The organism is Herbaspirillum sp. NPDC101396 (assembly GCF_044767365.1).
In the GTDB taxonomy this organism is placed as follows: Bacteria; Pseudomonadota; Gammaproteobacteria; order Burkholderiales; family Burkholderiaceae_D; genus Herbaspirillum.
Window position 1 is genome coordinate 670,359 of record NZ_JBIWNT010000001.1, and the last position, 16,066, is coordinate 686,424.

The following is a 16,066-nucleotide window of genomic DNA, read 5'->3' on the forward strand; positions in this document are numbered from 1 at the left end:
ATTACATCAGGAGCGCATCATGTACAACACGATTCTTGTCCCTATTGACGGCAGCGTCACCGCCGAATCTGCAGTCGGAGAAGCCTGCGCGCTGGCGGTCTTGTGCAAGGCGCGCGTGCGTTTGCTGCATGTGCTGGACATGACCACGCTGAGCAATGGCTTCGAAGACCCGAACGTCTACATCACGACCACTAGACCGCTCGCATTGAAGGAAGCCGAAGACATGCTCGCCCGCACCGCTGCAATGCTGAAAAAGTTCGGGATTGCGGTGGACGTCGAAATAAGGGAGGCCATGGGCGCGCGCGTCGCCGACGTGATCATCGAACGCGCCGTCACCAACAAGGCCGATCTGATCGTGATCGGAACCCACGGACGCCGGGGTGTGCATCGCTTCCTCATGGGCAGCGATGCGGAGCAGGTCGCCCGCTTGTCGCCGGTGCCGGTATTGTTGATCAAGAAAGCCCAGGCCCCGCGTCCGGGGACGACGACCTGAAAAATTGATGCACCGTCAAAAAAAGCGCGACGGCATCGACAAGAGGAACAATCGATACTGTCGCGCTACGGGGGAAAAACGTTTTATTTCCGACTGCGTGTTTTCACCGCCGGGGCGGCATCCTTGCCGGCGGCGGCATGCGCCAGATCGGTTTCCACGGCATCCATTGCGTTCAAGGCGCTGCTGGTCCATTGCGCATAGCCCTTGCTGGCCTGGTCGACCATATTCTGGAGGAATGCCATGGCCGGGGCGTTCGATGCCGGCGCGGAGGCAGTGGCTTGCGATTTCGTATTGGCCGCCGCCGCATTCCACGTGGTGGCACGCTGTTGGGCGAACTTGGCTAGGTCGCCCTGCAGGTCCAGCATGATTTTGGTGACTTGCTGTCCGTAGGTGGTGATGTTTTCAAGATCTTGCTTGAGATGACTGGCGTCGAGCCATCCGGGGAGTTTTTTGGCGTCCGGCAATTCCAGCGTCTCCGAACGTTTCGACCAGTTGGCGACGCCTTGCTTCCACATGCAGAAATTCAGATCGGCGATGCGGAACGCCACGTCGACGGCATTGCTCGTCACTGCGTTACACAAGCGCAGCTCGGCGTTGAAGGTGCGCCGGATGTCATCCGGGCTTTGCATTGATGGAAAAGAAAACATGGAGAACTCCTTGGTGAACGACCTTCGTCAGGAAAGCCGGATGAAATTGAGGGGCAGGCTCTGCGCATCGTTACAACGGAGCAATTTCTGCATGTTTCGCCGGTTGCGCGCCCGCCACGTTCAGTGCCTTGACCAGTGCCGAATCCATTCTGACCAGATGGTTCAGGAACCACTGGGGAAGCATGTTGAGCACCTGTCGCGGCAGGACGTAATCGCCGCTCATGGCCTTGGGGACAACGTGGTGCAAGGTGCTCAGCAACTCCGCATGCTCCTCCCGGTGCAGGCGCAGTTCGGGATAATTTATCTTTTCCATCAGCGTCTCTTCTTCCCGGAAATCGTTTTCCAGCAAGGCGACAATGCGCAGAAGACGTCCGGAAAATTCCGGATCGGGTGCGCTCATGATGTCTGTCAGTTCCTGAATCAGTTCCTTGTGGGCGTTGTCCATCTCGACGATGCCCAACGACATCTGCGGCGACCATGTCAGTGCTTCCATATCTTCCTCCTGCGTACATCGTGTTCAAAAAAAATCCCGCGTCATGCCATGAACTGTCCGCCGTTGGCATCGAAGGTTGCCCCGGTGATGAAGCTTGCGGCGTCATCGGCCAGGAACAGGACCAGGCGCGCGATGTCGGCGCCGCTGCCAAGGCGCCCGACGGGGATGCCTGCAACAATTTTGTCCAGGACATCCTTGGGAACGGCCGCCACCATGTCCGTATCGCAATAGCCCGGTGCGATGGCATTGACGGTGATGTTCTTGCGTGCGCTTTCAAGCGCCAGGGACTTGGTAAAGCCCAGGATTCCCGCCTTGGCGGCGGCGTAGTTGGCCTGCCCGACTTGTCCCCGTTCACCGTTAACTGAGCTGATGTTGACGATGCGCCCGAAGCCGCGTTCGCGCATGCCCTCGATGACGTTGCGCGACATGTTGAATACGGATCCCAGATTGGTGAGGATGACTGCCGACCATTGTTCCTGCGTCATGTGATGCAGCACCGCGTCGCGGGCGATCCCGGCGTTGTTCACCAGGATGTCGACCGGACCGAGTTCCGACTCGACCTGCCGGATGCCTTCCCGGCAAGCCGAAAAATCGGCGACATCCCAGCAAAACACCGGGATGGACGTCTTTTCCCTGAAGGACTGCGCAGCGTCGACGTTGCTCCGGTGCACTGTCGCAACACGATAACCGGCATCGCGCAAGGCGACGGCAATGGCCGCGCCAAGACCTCGGGTTCCGCCGGTAACCAATGCAACTCTGTCCATATCGTCCGCTCCTCGCGCAAGCTGAAAGTATTCCGTATGGACAAACTCTATTCCGAAGCTTTTTTTTGTACTTGATCCAGGTCAAAGGAAAAGAATTCACGTCAAAAATCGCCCGAAGTTACAGGCTGATCAGCCTGGCTGCCTTGCTCTACGCTTCCTCCTGTCGGCTGTCTTCGCCGGATGTTGCAGGCAGATGGCGCTTCTCAAGCAGCGCGTCCCGCAGTTCTCCGCGCAGCGCTGCAATCTCGGCGCGCAGCATGCGCGTATCCATATGCAGCTCATGGCGCAGGCGTTTTTCATCCTCGCCGACCAGAATGGCCGAAATACTTGCCGTGAATATCGAGAACAATGCGTAGCCCAGCAAGACGATGAAGACCGCAAATATCCGGGACCCCGGTACGGAGGGAACCAGGTCCCCATATCCCAGCGTCGCCACCGTCAGGAACGCCAGCCACACGCCGTCCGCATAGGTGTGGATTTTCGGCTCCAGCAACAGGAAGCCCTCCCCCGCTATCGCCAGGACGAAAAGCGCAAACACGCCGATCTGGAGCAATTTGTGCGGGCCCACGTAGCGGGCCAGCAAGACCGACAATCGCAAGAACACCACGACGCAATACGCCAGCCTGAACAGCCACTCGGTGAAATGCCATGATGATTCGTACGACCAGGCGCTCGCGATCGCGCCGAAGAGTATCAACAAGTCCACTACGGCCAGGCGCCTGTATTGGGAGCCCGGAGGATTTTTCCGATACAGACGCCACATGTCCACGGCAATGAGCAACGCCACGAGCACATAGAGCGATCTTCCCGTATCGCGATAGGGAGACACGTCGTTGTTGAGCATCATGTAGAACGCGGGAATGCTCAGCAACAAGGCAAGCAGCAGCAGCGGCCGGGATGACTGGGAACGTGCATCGGATTTCGACACGGCTACCTCGCTGAACGCTTTGATGAAGATGGATGCCCCTACTATGGTCCCTGGTAAGGAAAACGGAATTGAGATAGCTCAAACCGGCTGGCTTTTTCTTGTTTTTCTCTTCAACGCGCACGTATTGAGACATCAGGAAATCTTCTCCGAGCGGAAATACGATATCAGGGTAGTATCGGAGGCAGGCAATATGTCAGTAGTTTCAAATAAAAATACCAATCGGTAGGTTCTCTGCGCTGGAAGCCGACTCAGGAACTATCCGTCACCACTAGGCATATGAAAAATCATCCGGAAGAAGAAGCAACTGGCGGACGCAGGATCGATTTCAGCGATGCGCCGTTTGAGACCGCGGCGCGACACGATCCCGCGACCTGCTCAGCCAAGGCCTATTTCGAGGGAATCATTCAATCCTGCGACGACGCCATCATCAGCAAAACGCTGGATGGTATCGTCACCAGCTGGAATCCCGGTGCGGAAACGATCTTTGGCTATACCGAAAGTGAGATGCTGGGCCAACCCTTGTTACGCCTGTTCCCCAATGACCGGATCAACGAAGAAGCCCTGATACTCGAGAAGATCATCAATGGTGAGCGCGTAACGCATTTTGAAACCATACGCATCCGCAAGAATGGTTTGCCGATCAAGGTCTCGGTCACCATCTCGCCGATACGCGACGGGCAAGGCAGGATCGTCGGCGCCTCAAAAATTGCACGCGACATTACCGCCCAGTCGCATCTGGAGACGACCGCAGAACAGTTTCACGCGCTGGTGACTTCGTCCGACGACGCTATCATCAGCAAGACCCTCGACGGCAAGGTGACCAGCTGGAATACTGCTGCGCAGGCCATGTTCGGCTACAGCGCAGAAGAGATGCTGGGCGAACCGATGCTGAAGCTGTTCCCGCAAGACCGGCAAGATGAAGAACTGTTCATTCTGGAAAAGATGCTGGCCGGCGAAAAAATCGATCACTTCGACACGGTCCGCCTGCACAAGGACGGATCGCCCATCCACGTTTCCGTGACCATCTCCCCGATTCGCGACAAGCACGGGACGATCATCGGCGCGTCGAAAATCGCGCGCGATATCACACTCCGGAAAATCGCGGAAGCCAACTTCAAGCTGACCTCCAGCGTTTTTACCCATACCAGCGAAGGGATCGCCATTACCGATAGCCACGGCGTCATCGTTGAAGTCAATCAGGCGCTGACATGCATTACCGGCTATGCGAGGGAAGAGTTGGTGGGCCGGACATCCAGCGTCTTCAGATCGAGCCGCCAGGGGCCCGATGTCGAAAAGGCAGTACTGGCCAATCTGCTGCAAAGCGGCCATGCACGCACTGAAATCTGGAGCCGGCGTAAAGACGGAGAATCGTACACAGGCCTGCTGACAATCAGCGCCGTGACCGATGAGTCGGGCAAGACACACAAATACATCGCCTTGTTTACCGATATCACCTCATTGCGAAAACAGCAGGAAAAGCTGGAGCACGTCACCAATTTCGACATGCTCACCGATTTGCCTAACCGCTTGCTGCTCTCTGATCGATTGCGCCAGGCCATGCACATGAGCAAGCGCAGTGGCAAGGATCTGGCCGTGCTCTACCTTGACCTGGATGGTTTCAAGCTGGTCAACGATGAGCATGGACATGAAGTGGGTGATGCGTTGCTGATTGCGCTCTCGCAACGCATGCTTTCCGTATTGCGCGACATCGATACGCTCGCGCGCATGGGCGGAGATGAATTCGTTGCAGTTCTGGTGGACGTTGGCGGCCGCCAGGAGCTCGACAGTCTTGCGGGAAAAATTCTCAAAGCCTGTTCGGATCCGATTGTCATCGGCAATCACGTGATCCAGGTTTCCGCCAGCATTGGCGCCACCCTTTTTCCCGACGATGACGTTGACGAGGACCAGCTCATACGGCATGCCGATTTCGCGATGTATGAAGCCAAGCAATCCGGGAAGAACAGATACCACATCTTCGATGCGGCCCGGGACGCAGAGGAAAAAGGCCGCGGAGCACAGCTGCGGCGACTCGCACAGGCGCTGGAACACGGTGAATTCGTCCTGTATTACCAGCCCAAGGTGAACATGAAAACCGGCGCCGTCACCGGGGCCGAGGCGCTGATCCGCTGGCAGCACCCCGAGCTGGGGCTGGTTCCCCCGGCGTCGTTTCTGCCGTTGATCGAAGGACATCGTCTCAGTGATGACATCGGAACCTGGGTGATCGGAACGGCGCTTGCGCAAATGAGCACCTGGAAAAAGATGGGACTGACGCTCGCTGTCAGCGTCAACCTGGGACCGAGACAACTGCAGCAAGAAAATTTCTACCTGGTGCTGTGCGACATGCTGGCACGCCATCCTGACGTCGCCCCTGAAAACCTGGAATTGGAAATTCTTGAAACCAGCGCTTTGCAAAACATCGATGCCGTGTCCCAGGTAATGCGCGTATGCCGCGATCTCGGCGTACATTTTTCCATCGATGATTTCGGTACAGGCTACTCGTCGCTGACTTACCTCAAGCGCCTTCCGGCGGAAACGTTGAAGATCGATCAAAGCTTCGTCAGGGATATGCTCAGCGACCAGGAAGACCTCGCAATCGTGCGCGGCGTTATCGGCCTGGCCGATGCGTTTCATCGCAACGTCATTGCCGAAGGCGTGGAAACGATCGCACACGGGGAAGAATTGCTGCGTATCGGCTGCGAGCAGGCGCAAGGCTACGGCATATCAAGGCCCATGCTTGCTTCGATGCTCCCTGAGTGGCTCGCTTCCTGGCGGTCTCCGCAGGAATGGAAGAGCGTTTGCTGATGCACAAGTTCCTGCCACGCACGTCGCTGCATGCCCTCTAGAGCGTCGCCAGCATGGCAACCACGGCAATTGCCATCATCAGCGCCGCCAGCCAGCCCAGGACTTGCAGCTTGCGCCTGATCACGAATGTTCCCATGATGTCCGTGCGCGAGGCCATCAGCATCATCACCGTCATGATCGGAACCGAAATCACGCCGTTGATGACCGCACTCCAGTACAAGGCCTTGATCGGGTCGATCGCGCTGAACCCAAGGCCGGTGCCCACCACCGTTGAAACGATGATGACGCCATAAAAAGCCTTCGCTGCGTTCAGCTTGCTCTCGAGGCTGTTCTTCCATTCGAAGGTGCCGGCCATCGCATACGCGGATGCCCCCGCCAGCACAGGAATGGCCAGCAGGCCCGTGCCGATGATGCCGGCGCTGAACAGGAAGAAGGCAAACTCGCCGGCAATCGGCCGCAAGGCCGTGGCCGCCTGCGCCGAGGTCTGGATGTTACCCACCCCGTGCAGGTTGAGCGTGACGGCGGCCGTCAGGATGATGAAGAAGGCCACCATGTTCGAGAATCCCATGCCGATAAAGGTATCGAGCTTGATGCGTCGCAGGTTGGCTTTTGCCTGGTGCGGCGCCTGGATCAGTGGTGCGGCGCCCGGTGTCGCCAGTTGCTCTTCCACTTCCTGCGAAGCCTGCCAGAAAAACAGATACGGACTGATGGTGGTGCCGAAAACGGCGACCACCGTGGTGATGTATTCCGTCTTCCACGACAAATGCGGCGCGAAAGTGCGCAGCGCCACTTCCGTCCACGGTACATGGACCACCAGCACCGTCGCCACATACGAAAGCAGGCCCAGTGTCAGCCATTTGAGGATGCGGACATAACGCTTGTAGGCCAGGAACACTTGCAGCAGCAGAGACAACAGGCCGAACCCCACGGCATAAAGCTGACTGGGACCGCCCGCGATCAGGTGCATGGCGTCGCCCATGGCAGAGACGTCGGCGGCGATGTTTATCGTATTGGCCAGCAATAGCAGAGCGATGACGGCGTACAAAAGCCATCGGGGGTAATGCAGGCGGATGTTGGTGGCGAGGCCGTGGCCGGTCACGCGACCGATACGGGCGCTGACGATCTGGATGCCGACCATCAGCGGATAGGTGAACAACACGGTCCACAACATGCTGAAACCGAATTGCGCTCCGGCCTGCGAATAAGTCGCTATGCCGCTGGGATCGTCATCTGCAGCGCCGGTAATCAGCCCGGGCCCCAGTTTTTTCAGCCAGGAACCGCCCTCTTCTTGTTCTTTTCCTGCGATATCCATATGCCGATCGGTGTGTTCGCCGGCCATGCTGCGGTCGACTTGGGTACGCTCCGGCTTGCGTCATGGGATGACGCGCAGGCGGGTTGGCGGGAAAGCAAACTGTAACATCAATACCTGGTGCAATGATGCGGTTCGGTGGCATTGACACGCAAGGCGAAGAAAGCCGGTCAAATCGACTGCACGGGTGCCGGCAACGTGACGGCAAGGCTGCTGCCGTCACCTGCTCCTGCGCTGAAGACGTCAACTTCACCGTGATGCATCTGCGCCACGGAGCGGCTGCAGATGGATTCGCCATCGATGAACAAAGAAATGTCGACAAGGCCTTCATTGCCGACAACGGCGATTTCGACCGTCGATCCGTTCTCCAATACAGACGGCATGAAGACGATCGCAGAAGCGGGGAAATAGACAAGTCGGGCCCCCTCCCAATTCATGAAAACCTGCCTCAGCGGTATTTCACGATGTCTGACATATACGCCAAACCGTTGATTCGCACAGGTCGGATCCGAAGCTTTGCCGCGCCCCAACTGCCGTTTGGAACACCTGGTTTGACGGTTTTCCGTACAATGCCGGTTTCGCCACGCTGCTCGCTCAGGCGAGGCGCTTTTCCCTCCTTCACCAATCAATCCATCGTGAATCGTTCCTCCATTCCAACACCCCCTTCTTTTGACCAACCCCAATCCGCGCTCGATCACCTGGTCATCAACACGCATTACGATATCGATGCCGCACAGGGGTTGCTGGAAGGCCTGGGCTTCATTGTCACGCCGCGTGGTTACCACACGCTGGGCTCGGTCAATCATCTCGTGGTGCTGCCCGGCGGCTATCTGGAACTGATCGGCCAGCCGCGCGACAGCGACAAGGTCCGCCAGGAAATCCTCGACAGTCCGGTCGGCATCGATGGCCTGGTCTACGCCGTCGACGACATCGACGCTTGTCACGCCCGCTGGCTTGGCCTGGGACTCGATGCGCAGCCGGTCCAGCATTTTTCGCGGCCGGTTGAGGTGGCGGAAAAATCGGTCGACGCGCGCTTTTCCACCGTTCGCCTGCGCCCCGGTCAATTTGCCGCCGGACGTGTGTATGCATGCAGGCACCTGACGCCGGAGCTGGTCTGGCGGCCGGAATGGATGGCGCATGCCAATGGCGTGCAAGGCATTGCCGGCATGTTGGTGATCGATGAAGATCCTGTGCAGGCAGCAGCAAGCTACCACCGCCTTGGCGGCTGGGGTCCGGACTTTGCATTGGAGTTCGTCGATGCCAACAGCTTGGCTGTGCGCTTCGGCGAGCTCGCCGCGCATGCGCCGCAGCGGGAGGCGTTCTTTGCGGCGATCCGCTTCCGCGGCGGCGATCGCGGTCTCATTTCCGCCCGGGCGCGTGCGCTTGGATTGCCGGTTCGGGAGGACGCCGACAAGCTCGAGGTGGCCTTGCCTGCGTTCCGGACCTTGCTGGAATTTGCAGGATGACAATCGACTAAAAGAAAAAGCCCCGGAACCGGGGCTTTTTTTCGCAACGCGACGAGCATTCCATCTCAGCTCACTGCGACTTCATCCTTCTTCAGCGCTTCCGCCAGTTTGGACTTGATGCTGAGGTTCTGCTCATTGTCGTCCTCATCTTTGCGTTTCTCGACTGTCACGGCATGGGTGACCTGGTACTTGGTATAGGCCGCCAGCAAGTCCGCGCGGAAGTCCTTGGTATCCTTGACCGGTTGCCATCCCTTGGCGCCCATTTCGTCAACGCCGATGCTGGCGCCATTGAAACTGAGGCTGTAGGTGTCGTTGGCCTCCTCGTCCAGGAAATCTGCTGCGAAGGCTTCAATGCCGGGGCTGGGGGATTTTCCGAGGAAGTCGCGAACCACGTCCTTCAGCGCGTTTTTACGCGCCATGTCCTGCTGGCCGATCATGCCGTTGAGCGTGGTCTCCAGCGCCGGATTGGCCTGCAGCATGGCCTGGAACTTGGCGTTGCGGTTGTCGCCGGACAGCGCGAGGCCGTTGGCACCGGTAGTGATGCGCAGGGCCGGCGGCACCGAGATGCCGAACTGGGACAGCGCAGCGCTGAGAGCCGCAACGGCGGCAGCGTCCGGACTTGGCGCCACAGCCTGGGTTTCCGCGGCCTTTGCCTGCGCGCTCAGCAAGACGCCGCTGAATGGCGCATTGGTGATGGTTGGGGACAGTGCTTTGGCTTTGACAAACGAGGACAGGTCGTCCTGACTGGCTACTCTTAACATTTTCTCTCCCGCTGAATGGCTGCCGATATTGATTATTGTGTGACGGTCGCCGCAAGTATAACGAAAAAATGCATTTGCGTTGCCGCGCAGAATGATTGAAATATCAGGATTTCGGATCGTCCACCAAGAGGAAGTTCGTCCCCGGCGCCGCCAGCGTCTGCGCGCCTCCCGCGCTCTCATCCTTGAGACCGACGCCGGTCAACTGGCGCCTGTGCGCTTCCGCCAGCAGGTAATCGAGTTTGCCGGCGGCTTCGTCATAGCGCATGCCTTCGGGCCTGACGTTGGAGACGCAGTTGCGCTCGGCGTCGGTCATGCCCACGCGCGGCATCCAGCTCAGGTACAAGCCCATGCTGTCCGGTGAACTGAGGCCCGGTCGTTCGCCTATCATGACCACCACCAGCCGGGTACGCACCAGGCTGCCGATTTCGTCGCCGATGGCAACACGGCCCTGACGCACGATGGTCAGCGGCGCCTGCCTCCAGTTGCGCGGTGCGATGCGTTGCTGGACTGCCTGCAGAAACGGCACGGCATTTCTGGCGATGGCCAGCGATGACAAGCCATCGGCAATCACGAAGGCAAGATCGTAAATCCTGTCTTCCTGCGCTTGCGGAATCCCCACGGCACGGCTCAGCAGCGCGCGCGACGCGTCGCTGAGGCGCCTGCCGAGATCCGGGCGCTGCAGATAGGTCAGGCGGTCGGCGGCCGCGCTGTCGAGCACCTGGCAGGCATCGGCGCCGGGGATGTCCGCTTGCAGCAATTGCGCGCGCAGCGTATCGGTATCCAGGGCCAGATGCACGGCGTCGCGCGCCTGCGCATGCGCCAGCTGGAAGGCCAGTTGCGGCGCGGTCGGCAGGCTGACGCCGGCGCGTCCCAAGGCAATACGGGCGGCCGTAAACTGCCGCAGCGCTTGCCACGGATTGTCGATGACGGGGGATTTGTTGTCAGGCATCGCCGCGGCACCCGGACTTCACGACAGACGCCGCAAGGCGTCGCGAAAAGTGGGCGGCAAGCCGTCGTTGAGGCGGAACTGCGGCTCGCTGCTGAAGATCTGCATGCGCTGCAGCCATGTCTCGAACTCGGGCGCCGGCGCCAGGCCGAGCACGCGCCGTACGTACAGCGCGTCGTGGAACGAGGTGGTCTGGTAGTTGAGCATGATGTCATCGGAACCCGGAATGCCCATGACGAAGCTGCAGCCCGCCGTCGCCAGCAATGTCAGCAGGTTGTCCATGTCGTTCTGGTCGGCTTCGGCGTGGTTGGTGTAGCAGACGTCGCAACCCATCGGCAGGCCGAGCAGCTTGGCGCAGAAATGGTCTTCCAGTCCGGCGCGGATGATCTGCTTGCCGTCGTAGAGGTACTCGGGACCGATAAAGCCGACCACGGTGTTGACCAGCAGCGGCTTGAACTTGCGCGCCACCGCATAGGCGCGCGCTTCGCAGGTCTGCTGGTCCATGCCGTGGTGGGCGCCGGCCGACAGCGCGCTGCCCTGCCCGGTTTCAAAATACATGACGTTGTCGCCGACCGTGCCGCGCCCCAGCGACAGCGCCGCGCCGCGCGCTTCCGCCAGCAGGGCCAGGTCGATGCCGAAGCTGCGGTTGGCGGCCTCGGTGCCGGCGATCGACTGGAACACCAGGTCGACCGGGGCGCCGCGTTCGATGGCGGCGATCGTGTTGGTCACGTGGGTCAGCACGCAGGACTGCGTCGGGATCTCGTAACGCGCAATGATCTCGGCCATCATCGTCACCAGATTGACCACTTGCGGGACATTGTCGGTGGCCGGATTGATGCCGAACACGGCGTCGCCGCTGCCGTACAGCAGGCCGTCAAGCAAGCTGGCCGCGATGCCGGTGGCGTCGTCGGTCGGATGATTGGGCTGCAGGCGCGTCGACAAGCGTCCCGCCAGGCCGATGGTGTTGCGGAAGGCGGTAACGACGCGGCACTTCTTCGCCACCAGGATCAGGTCCTGATTGCGCATGATCTTGCTCACCGCTGCCGCCATTTCCGGCGTGATGCCTGGCGCCACCGCACTGAGCGCGGCGCTGTCGACGTCGTCGCCGAGCAGCCAGTTGCGGAAATCGCCAACTGTCAGGTGGCTGATCGCGGCGAACGCGGCGGCATCGTGCTCGTCGATGATCAGGCGCGTCACCTCGTCGGTCTCATACGGCGCGAGCGCTTCAGTGAGGAAAATCCGCAGCGGCAGTTCCGCCAAGGCCATCTGCGCCACCGCGCGCTGCTCCGCGCTGGCGGCGCCGACGCCCGCCAGCATGTCGCCGGAACGCAGCGGCGTCGCCTTGGCCATCAGATCCTTGAGATCGCGGAACTGATGTGTGATGGCGCCGACGGTATGGCGGAATTGATAGGACTGCACGTTTCCTTTTCCTCAGATGATCCCGACCAGGTCCGGTCAGGCGGTCAAACGATCAAACTGTCAGCAGCGGCGTCGTCTTGCCGTATTTGATGCTGGTTTCCACGGGCAGCCAGTTGCCGGTGGACTCTTGCCTGCCCTGCAACAGGAAGCGCGGCTGGCCGGCGGTGATCTGCGCCGCCGCCAGTTTCGACAACTCGCCGATCTTGCCGTTCTTCATGCGGTTCACAATCAGTCCGTAGCGCGTGTCGGTGAAGTCCCTGAGCATATCGTAATCGCCATCGCTGTCGCCCGCCACGAAAATCGGCCCGTAGCCTTTGGCCGCGACCAGTTCGCTTTTGATCGCCACCGTCTTGCCCGGGCCCCAGGTCAGCGGCCAGTTTTTCAGGTAAGCGTTCTTGTAGGTGCTGCCGTCGCGTTCGAGGCGCAGGCCGATGATGTTTTCGCGGGCCACGTTGTAACCGTACTTCGGATTGGTCGCGAACACCGCCACCACGTCCTCGAGCGAGGCGGTGCAGACATAGATGTCGATGCCGTGATCGCGGAACGTGTCCATCATGCCGCCGATCTCGGTACAGAGCCGGATGCCATGGAAATGGCCGACGCTGACCACGCCGGCCTTGCCTGGACGGTCGGCGGGGCTGGTGTATTTGACCTTGGTGAGCGCTGCGCCGAGGGCTGCGTCATTGGATGCCTCCGCCAGCGCCGACACTTCAGCCACGGTCATGTTGGCGAAGAAATAAATCACCCACGGATAACCGACATTGACGCCGTGGGTATCGTTGACGGCTTCATACAGGTAGTACAGCTTGGCGCGGAAGTCGAGGAATTCGCTGGTCGCGCTGATTTCTTCAAGAGACTTGCCGCCGGCGAACCCCTTGTAATTCGCATGCAGGAAAGCATAGTCGGCATCCAGGTCGGCGCAGATCGAATCGAGATCGACCACTTTGCCGGCGGCATTCTTGAAATCTGCGGTGAACGGACCCGGCGGCACGTTCTGGCGGATGATCGCGCTGAATTCGGCCGGCGTGAGCTTGAACGACAAGGTGTTGATCTGGTGCATCAGCAGTGCTTCTTCGCAGTCGTTCATGATGCTGGTGTTGTCCCAGTCGAACACGGCGTAGGGCTTCTTGCCGCTCTTGTAGCCGCGCGACGTGTTGCCATATGCTGCGATCATCTGCTCCACCATGGCACGATTGCGCGGCGCCCATTTGGCGCGATCAAGACCGACCGGCGTCTTGACGGTTTTTGCTTGCGCGGCCAGAGGTGCGCCGACCATGGCGACGCCGGCCGCAGAAGCCAACGCGCGTCCCAGAAATCCCCGTCGCGCGATGACCTCGGTGACCGGCGCGTTTCCCTGTTGATTATTTTTCATGTGATGGACTCTCTTGTTGGTGACTATTTATGGCTCAAAGGTGGATGAAGCGTGCTGCAAAAATGAATGCCGACTTCAATTGACGGCAGCCGCAGCACGCTGGCTGCCCGTCATCAGGAAATAGCCGTAACCGAGCGCCAGGAACGCCAGGAAGATGACGAAAATCAGCGGGTTGTAATAGATCATGGTCGCCATGCAGACCAGCGCGCCGAACAGCGCGAACGCCGGGAAGAACGGATACAGCGGGGCCCGGAACGGCCGCATCAGGCCGGCTTCGCTGCGGCGCAGTTTGAACAGGCTAAGCATGCTCAGGATGTACATCAGGATTGCACCGAATACCGACATCGTGACGATGTTGGCTGTGAGCGTCTGACCGCCGATGGTGATCAGTTCGTCGCTGTAGATCGCCGCGATGCCGACTGCGCCGCCGGCCAGGATGGCGCGGTGCGGCGTCTTGAAGCGCGGATGCACCTTGGCGAAATAGGCAGGCAGGTAGGCTTCCCGCGACAAGGCAAAAATCTGGCGTGAATAGCCCAGGATGATGCCGTGGAACGACGCCACCAGGCCGAACAGGCCCAGCCACACCAGCATGTGCAGCCAGTTGCTGTTGGCGCCGACGATCAGTTTCATCGCCTGCGGCAGCGGATCGTTGATGTTCGACAGCTTGCTCCAGTCCCCTGCTCCGCCGGCGAACAGCATCACGCCGATGGCCAGCACCACCAGCGTCAGGATGCCGGTGATGTAGGCGATCGGAATGGAGCGTCGGGGATCCTTGGCCTCTTCCGCCGCCATGGCGACGCCTTCGATCGCCAGGAAAAACCATATCGCGAACGGGATCGCCGCGAACATGCCCGGAATCGAGGCCAGGCTGAAACTGTCGCTGCCGGACCAGCCGCCCTTGGTGAAATTGGCGAGCGAAAAGCCCGGTGATACCACGCCCATGAATACCAGCAGTTCGAAGATCGCCAGCAGCGTCACGCACAGTTCGAAGGTCGCGGCGATCTGCACGCCGACGATATTGAGCGTCATGAAGACGAGGTAGGCCCCCAGCGCCGCGAGCTTGGGATCGACCGTCGGAAACTGCACGTTGAGATAGGCGCCGATGGCCAGCGCGATCGCCGGCGGTGCGAACACGAACTCGATCAGCGTCGCCGCGCCGGCCAGGTAACCGCCGGTCGGACCGAATGCCCGCTTGCTGTAGGCGAACGGACCGCCCGCATGCGGGATCGACGTGGTCAGTTCGGTGAAGCTGAAGATGAAGGTCGTGTACATCGCTGCGATGAACAGCGCGGTGACAGTGAAGCCGAGCGTACCGGCCGACGCCCAGCCGTAACTCCAGCCGAAATATTCGCCCGAAATCACCAGCCCGACGGCGATGCCCCACAGCTGCAATGTGCTCAACACCGGCTTGAGACCCGCATGCTGGCTGGATGTCGCTGAATCCATATGAATGCTCCTGTGCAATGGCGAATGCGATTGATCGGAGACCAATCGGAACGGGGCAACGGCCGTTGCGGGCATAACGTTTGCTTGCAAACGTTTTCATTGACCCCGCCATTGAATATAACAACGGGGAAAAACCGGCGTTATCGAAAATCGGCAAAGTTGCGGTGCCGTCACCTCACCGGAAATCGCCATGCTCACTTCAACGGGATAAAGCTCTTGTCAATGTTCCATCACTCATCTTCGTCGGCCCGTCCGGGTGCACCGCCGGCGCACATCGGCGAGGTACTGCGCACCGTTGTCGCGCACGACGTGGATGAGCACGCCCACAATCTGACCAATTGGGAGCAACGCTACGACCAGATCACGCACGGTCGTTTTTGCGGCGAATTGAATGAATGGCAAGCCGACGGCTTGCAGATATTCCGGGAACGCAGCAGCCGCGCCGTGCTGCAATCCTGCTGTGTCTGGCCGGATGCTTTCTGGTTCGGCATCGAGCCGCAGGCGGGCGGCATGCGCATCAACGGCCGCAGTGTCGGCGCCGGCATGATCATGACGCAGCCGGGCCACCACGAATTCGAACTGATGACACCCGACGATCATGCCATCCTCGGCATCGTGATCCAGCGCAATACCCTGCTCGCCGCGGCCGATCGCCTCGGCTGCCGGATCGAATGGTCCAAGCTGGCCTCGGCGGAATTGCTGCACGTCGGCCAGGGCGCACTGAATGCCTGCGCGCAGCACATCCAGACCTTGCTCGATCCGGCAACCCCGCACAGCGCGAAGGCAATGCAGCAAGACCAGGTTGTCACGACGCTGCTGGCGATGCTCGACGCCGGCGAAGTCGAGAGCGAAGCCTGCACCAGCCTGCTGCGGCGTCGGCGCATCGTCGGCGATGCGCGCGACTACGCGATGGACAACCAGGATGTGCCGATCACGATTTCCATGCTGTGCGAGCAGCTGCACGTGAGCCGCCGCACGCTGCAATATTGTTTTGAAGATGTGCTGGGCATCAGCCCGATGACCTACCTGCGCTCGCTGCGCCTGAATGGCGTGCGACGCCAGCTGATGCAGGGTGCCGCCGCCGGCGCATCGCAGGCGGTGCGCATCGGCGACGTTGCCGCCGCCTGGGGATTCAGCAATTTCAGCCAGTTTTCCTGCGACTACAAGAAGCTTTTCGGCGAGTCGCCGTCCAGCGTCTTGCGCACCGCCGCCTGAACAGA

At 60.0% G+C, this 16,066-nt stretch carries 14 protein-coding genes; 4 read left to right on the plus strand and 10 right to left on the minus strand.

What is annotated here, in order from left to right; all coding sequences use genetic code 11:
• Positions 1-19 precede the first annotated feature (19 nt).
• On the plus strand, positions 20-493 hold the full coding sequence (locus ACIROY_RS02970; protein ID WP_402339519.1) for a universal stress protein: 474 nt from the start codon (positions 20-22) through the stop codon (positions 491-493).
• Positions 494-576: 83 nt separating this feature from the next.
• On the opposite strand, the gene ACIROY_RS02975 is transcribed toward ACIROY_RS02970, so the two are convergent.
• The 4 genes from ACIROY_RS02975 to ACIROY_RS02990 form a co-directional block, all read right to left on the minus strand.
• The gene (locus tag ACIROY_RS02975; RefSeq protein ID WP_402339521.1) at positions 577-1,140 is read right to left on the minus strand and encodes a hypothetical protein; all 564 of its coding nucleotides are present in this window, start codon (positions 1,138-1,140) and stop codon (positions 577-579) included.
• 70 nt (positions 1,141-1,210) lie between these two features.
• Positions 1,211-1,633, minus strand: coding sequence for a bacteriohemerythrin (locus tag ACIROY_RS02980; protein ID WP_402339524.1), 423 nt, complete (start codon positions 1,631-1,633; stop codon positions 1,211-1,213).
• A 41-nt stretch (positions 1,634-1,674) separates the two neighbouring features.
• Positions 1,675-2,397 carry an acetoacetyl-CoA reductase gene (gene phbB, locus ACIROY_RS02985; protein ID WP_402339526.1) on the minus strand — a complete coding sequence of 241 codons (723 nt, stop codon included), beginning with the start codon at positions 2,395-2,397 and terminating at the stop codon, positions 1,675-1,677.
• A gap of 148 nt (positions 2,398-2,545) precedes the next feature.
• Positions 2,546-3,325 (minus strand): potassium channel family protein, encoded by a 780-nt coding sequence (locus ACIROY_RS02990; protein ID WP_402339529.1) that lies wholly within the window; start codon positions 3,323-3,325, stop codon positions 2,546-2,548.
• Positions 3,326-3,601: 276 nt separating this feature from the next.
• Here ACIROY_RS02990 and ACIROY_RS02995 point away from each other — a divergent pair, with 276 nt between their 5' ends.
• Positions 3,602-6,127 carry a PAS domain S-box protein gene (locus ACIROY_RS02995; RefSeq protein WP_402339532.1) on the plus strand — a complete coding sequence of 842 codons (2,526 nt, stop codon included), beginning with the start codon at positions 3,602-3,604 and terminating at the stop codon, positions 6,125-6,127.
• A gap of 37 nt (positions 6,128-6,164) precedes the next feature.
• Here the strand turns inward: ACIROY_RS02995 and ACIROY_RS03000 are convergent, their stop codons facing one another.
• A complete protein-coding gene (locus tag ACIROY_RS03000; RefSeq protein WP_402271320.1) occupies positions 6,165-7,439 on the minus strand; it encodes an NRAMP family divalent metal transporter in 1,275 nt (424 codons plus the stop codon).
• Positions 7,440-7,522: 83 nt separating this feature from the next.
• On the opposite strand from ACIROY_RS03000, the gene ACIROY_RS03005 reads away from it, so the two are divergent.
• Complete coding sequence (locus tag ACIROY_RS03005) at positions 7,523-8,902, plus strand: VOC family protein (RefSeq protein ID WP_402339534.1); 1,380 nt, start codon at positions 7,523-7,525, stop codon at positions 8,900-8,902.
• Positions 8,903-8,967: 65 nt separating this feature from the next.
• Here ACIROY_RS03005 and ACIROY_RS03010 read toward each other — a convergent pair whose 3' ends face one another.
• The 5 genes from ACIROY_RS03010 to eat form a co-directional block, all read right to left on the minus strand.
• Positions 8,968-9,663 (minus strand): hypothetical protein, encoded by a 696-nt coding sequence (locus ACIROY_RS03010; RefSeq protein WP_402339537.1) that lies wholly within the window; start codon positions 9,661-9,663, stop codon positions 8,968-8,970.
• A gap of 103 nt (positions 9,664-9,766) precedes the next feature.
• On the minus strand, positions 9,767-10,612 hold the full coding sequence (gene eutC, locus ACIROY_RS03015; RefSeq protein ID WP_402339540.1) for an ethanolamine ammonia-lyase subunit EutC: 846 nt from the start codon (positions 10,610-10,612) through the stop codon (positions 9,767-9,769).
• Positions 10,613-10,630: 18 nt separating this feature from the next.
• Entirely contained in the window at positions 10,631-12,028 is a 1,398-nt protein-coding gene (locus tag ACIROY_RS03020) for an ethanolamine ammonia-lyase subunit EutB (protein ID WP_402339542.1), read from the minus strand.
• A 52-nt stretch (positions 12,029-12,080) separates the two neighbouring features.
• Positions 12,081-13,400 (minus strand): HAD family hydrolase, encoded by a 1,320-nt coding sequence (locus ACIROY_RS03025; RefSeq protein WP_402339545.1) that lies wholly within the window; start codon positions 13,398-13,400, stop codon positions 12,081-12,083.
• Between the two features lie 75 nt (positions 13,401-13,475).
• Positions 13,476-14,846 carry an ethanolamine permease gene (gene eat, locus ACIROY_RS03030; RefSeq protein ID WP_402339548.1) on the minus strand — a complete coding sequence of 457 codons (1,371 nt, stop codon included), beginning with the start codon at positions 14,844-14,846 and terminating at the stop codon, positions 13,476-13,478.
• A gap of 222 nt (positions 14,847-15,068) precedes the next feature.
• Between eat and ACIROY_RS03035 the strand changes: the two genes are divergently transcribed.
• Positions 15,069-16,061, plus strand: a complete 993-nt coding sequence (locus ACIROY_RS03035; RefSeq protein WP_402339550.1) for a helix-turn-helix domain-containing protein — start codon at positions 15,069-15,071, stop codon at positions 16,059-16,061.
• Positions 16,062-16,066 lie beyond the last annotated feature (5 nt).

Excerpts from the sequence above, each read along its gene's own strand:
- ACIROY_RS02970 (WP_402339519.1), top strand. The coding sequence starts at position 20 with ATGTACAACACGATTCTTGTCCCTATTGACGGCAGCGTCACCGCCGAA.
- ACIROY_RS03025 (WP_402339545.1), bottom strand. The coding sequence starts at position 13,400 with ATGAAAAATAATCAACAGGGAAACGCGCCGGTCACCGAGGTCATCGCG.
- ACIROY_RS03010 (WP_402339537.1), bottom strand. The coding sequence starts at position 9,663 with ATGTTAAGAGTAGCCAGTCAGGACGACCTGTCCTCGTTTGTCAAAGCC.
- ACIROY_RS03000 (WP_402271320.1), bottom strand. The coding sequence starts at position 7,439 with ATGGATATCGCAGGAAAAGAACAAGAAGAGGGCGGTTCCTGGCTGAAA.
- eutC (WP_402339540.1), bottom strand. The coding sequence starts at position 10,612 with ATGCCTGACAACAAATCCCCCGTCATCGACAATCCGTGGCAAGCGCTG.
- phbB (WP_402339526.1), bottom strand. The coding sequence starts at position 2,397 with ATGGACAGAGTTGCATTGGTTACCGGCGGAACCCGAGGTCTTGGCGCG.
- ACIROY_RS02995 (WP_402339532.1), top strand. The coding sequence starts at position 3,602 with ATGAAAAATCATCCGGAAGAAGAAGCAACTGGCGGACGCAGGATCGAT.
- eat (WP_402339548.1), bottom strand. The coding sequence starts at position 14,846 with ATGGATTCAGCGACATCCAGCCAGCATGCGGGTCTCAAGCCGGTGTTG.
- ACIROY_RS03035 (WP_402339550.1), top strand. The coding sequence starts at position 15,069 with ATGTTCCATCACTCATCTTCGTCGGCCCGTCCGGGTGCACCGCCGGCG.
- ACIROY_RS02975 (WP_402339521.1), bottom strand. The coding sequence starts at position 1,140 with ATGTTTTCTTTTCCATCAATGCAAAGCCCGGATGACATCCGGCGCACC.
- ACIROY_RS02980 (WP_402339524.1), bottom strand. The coding sequence starts at position 1,633 with ATGGAAGCACTGACATGGTCGCCGCAGATGTCGTTGGGCATCGTCGAG.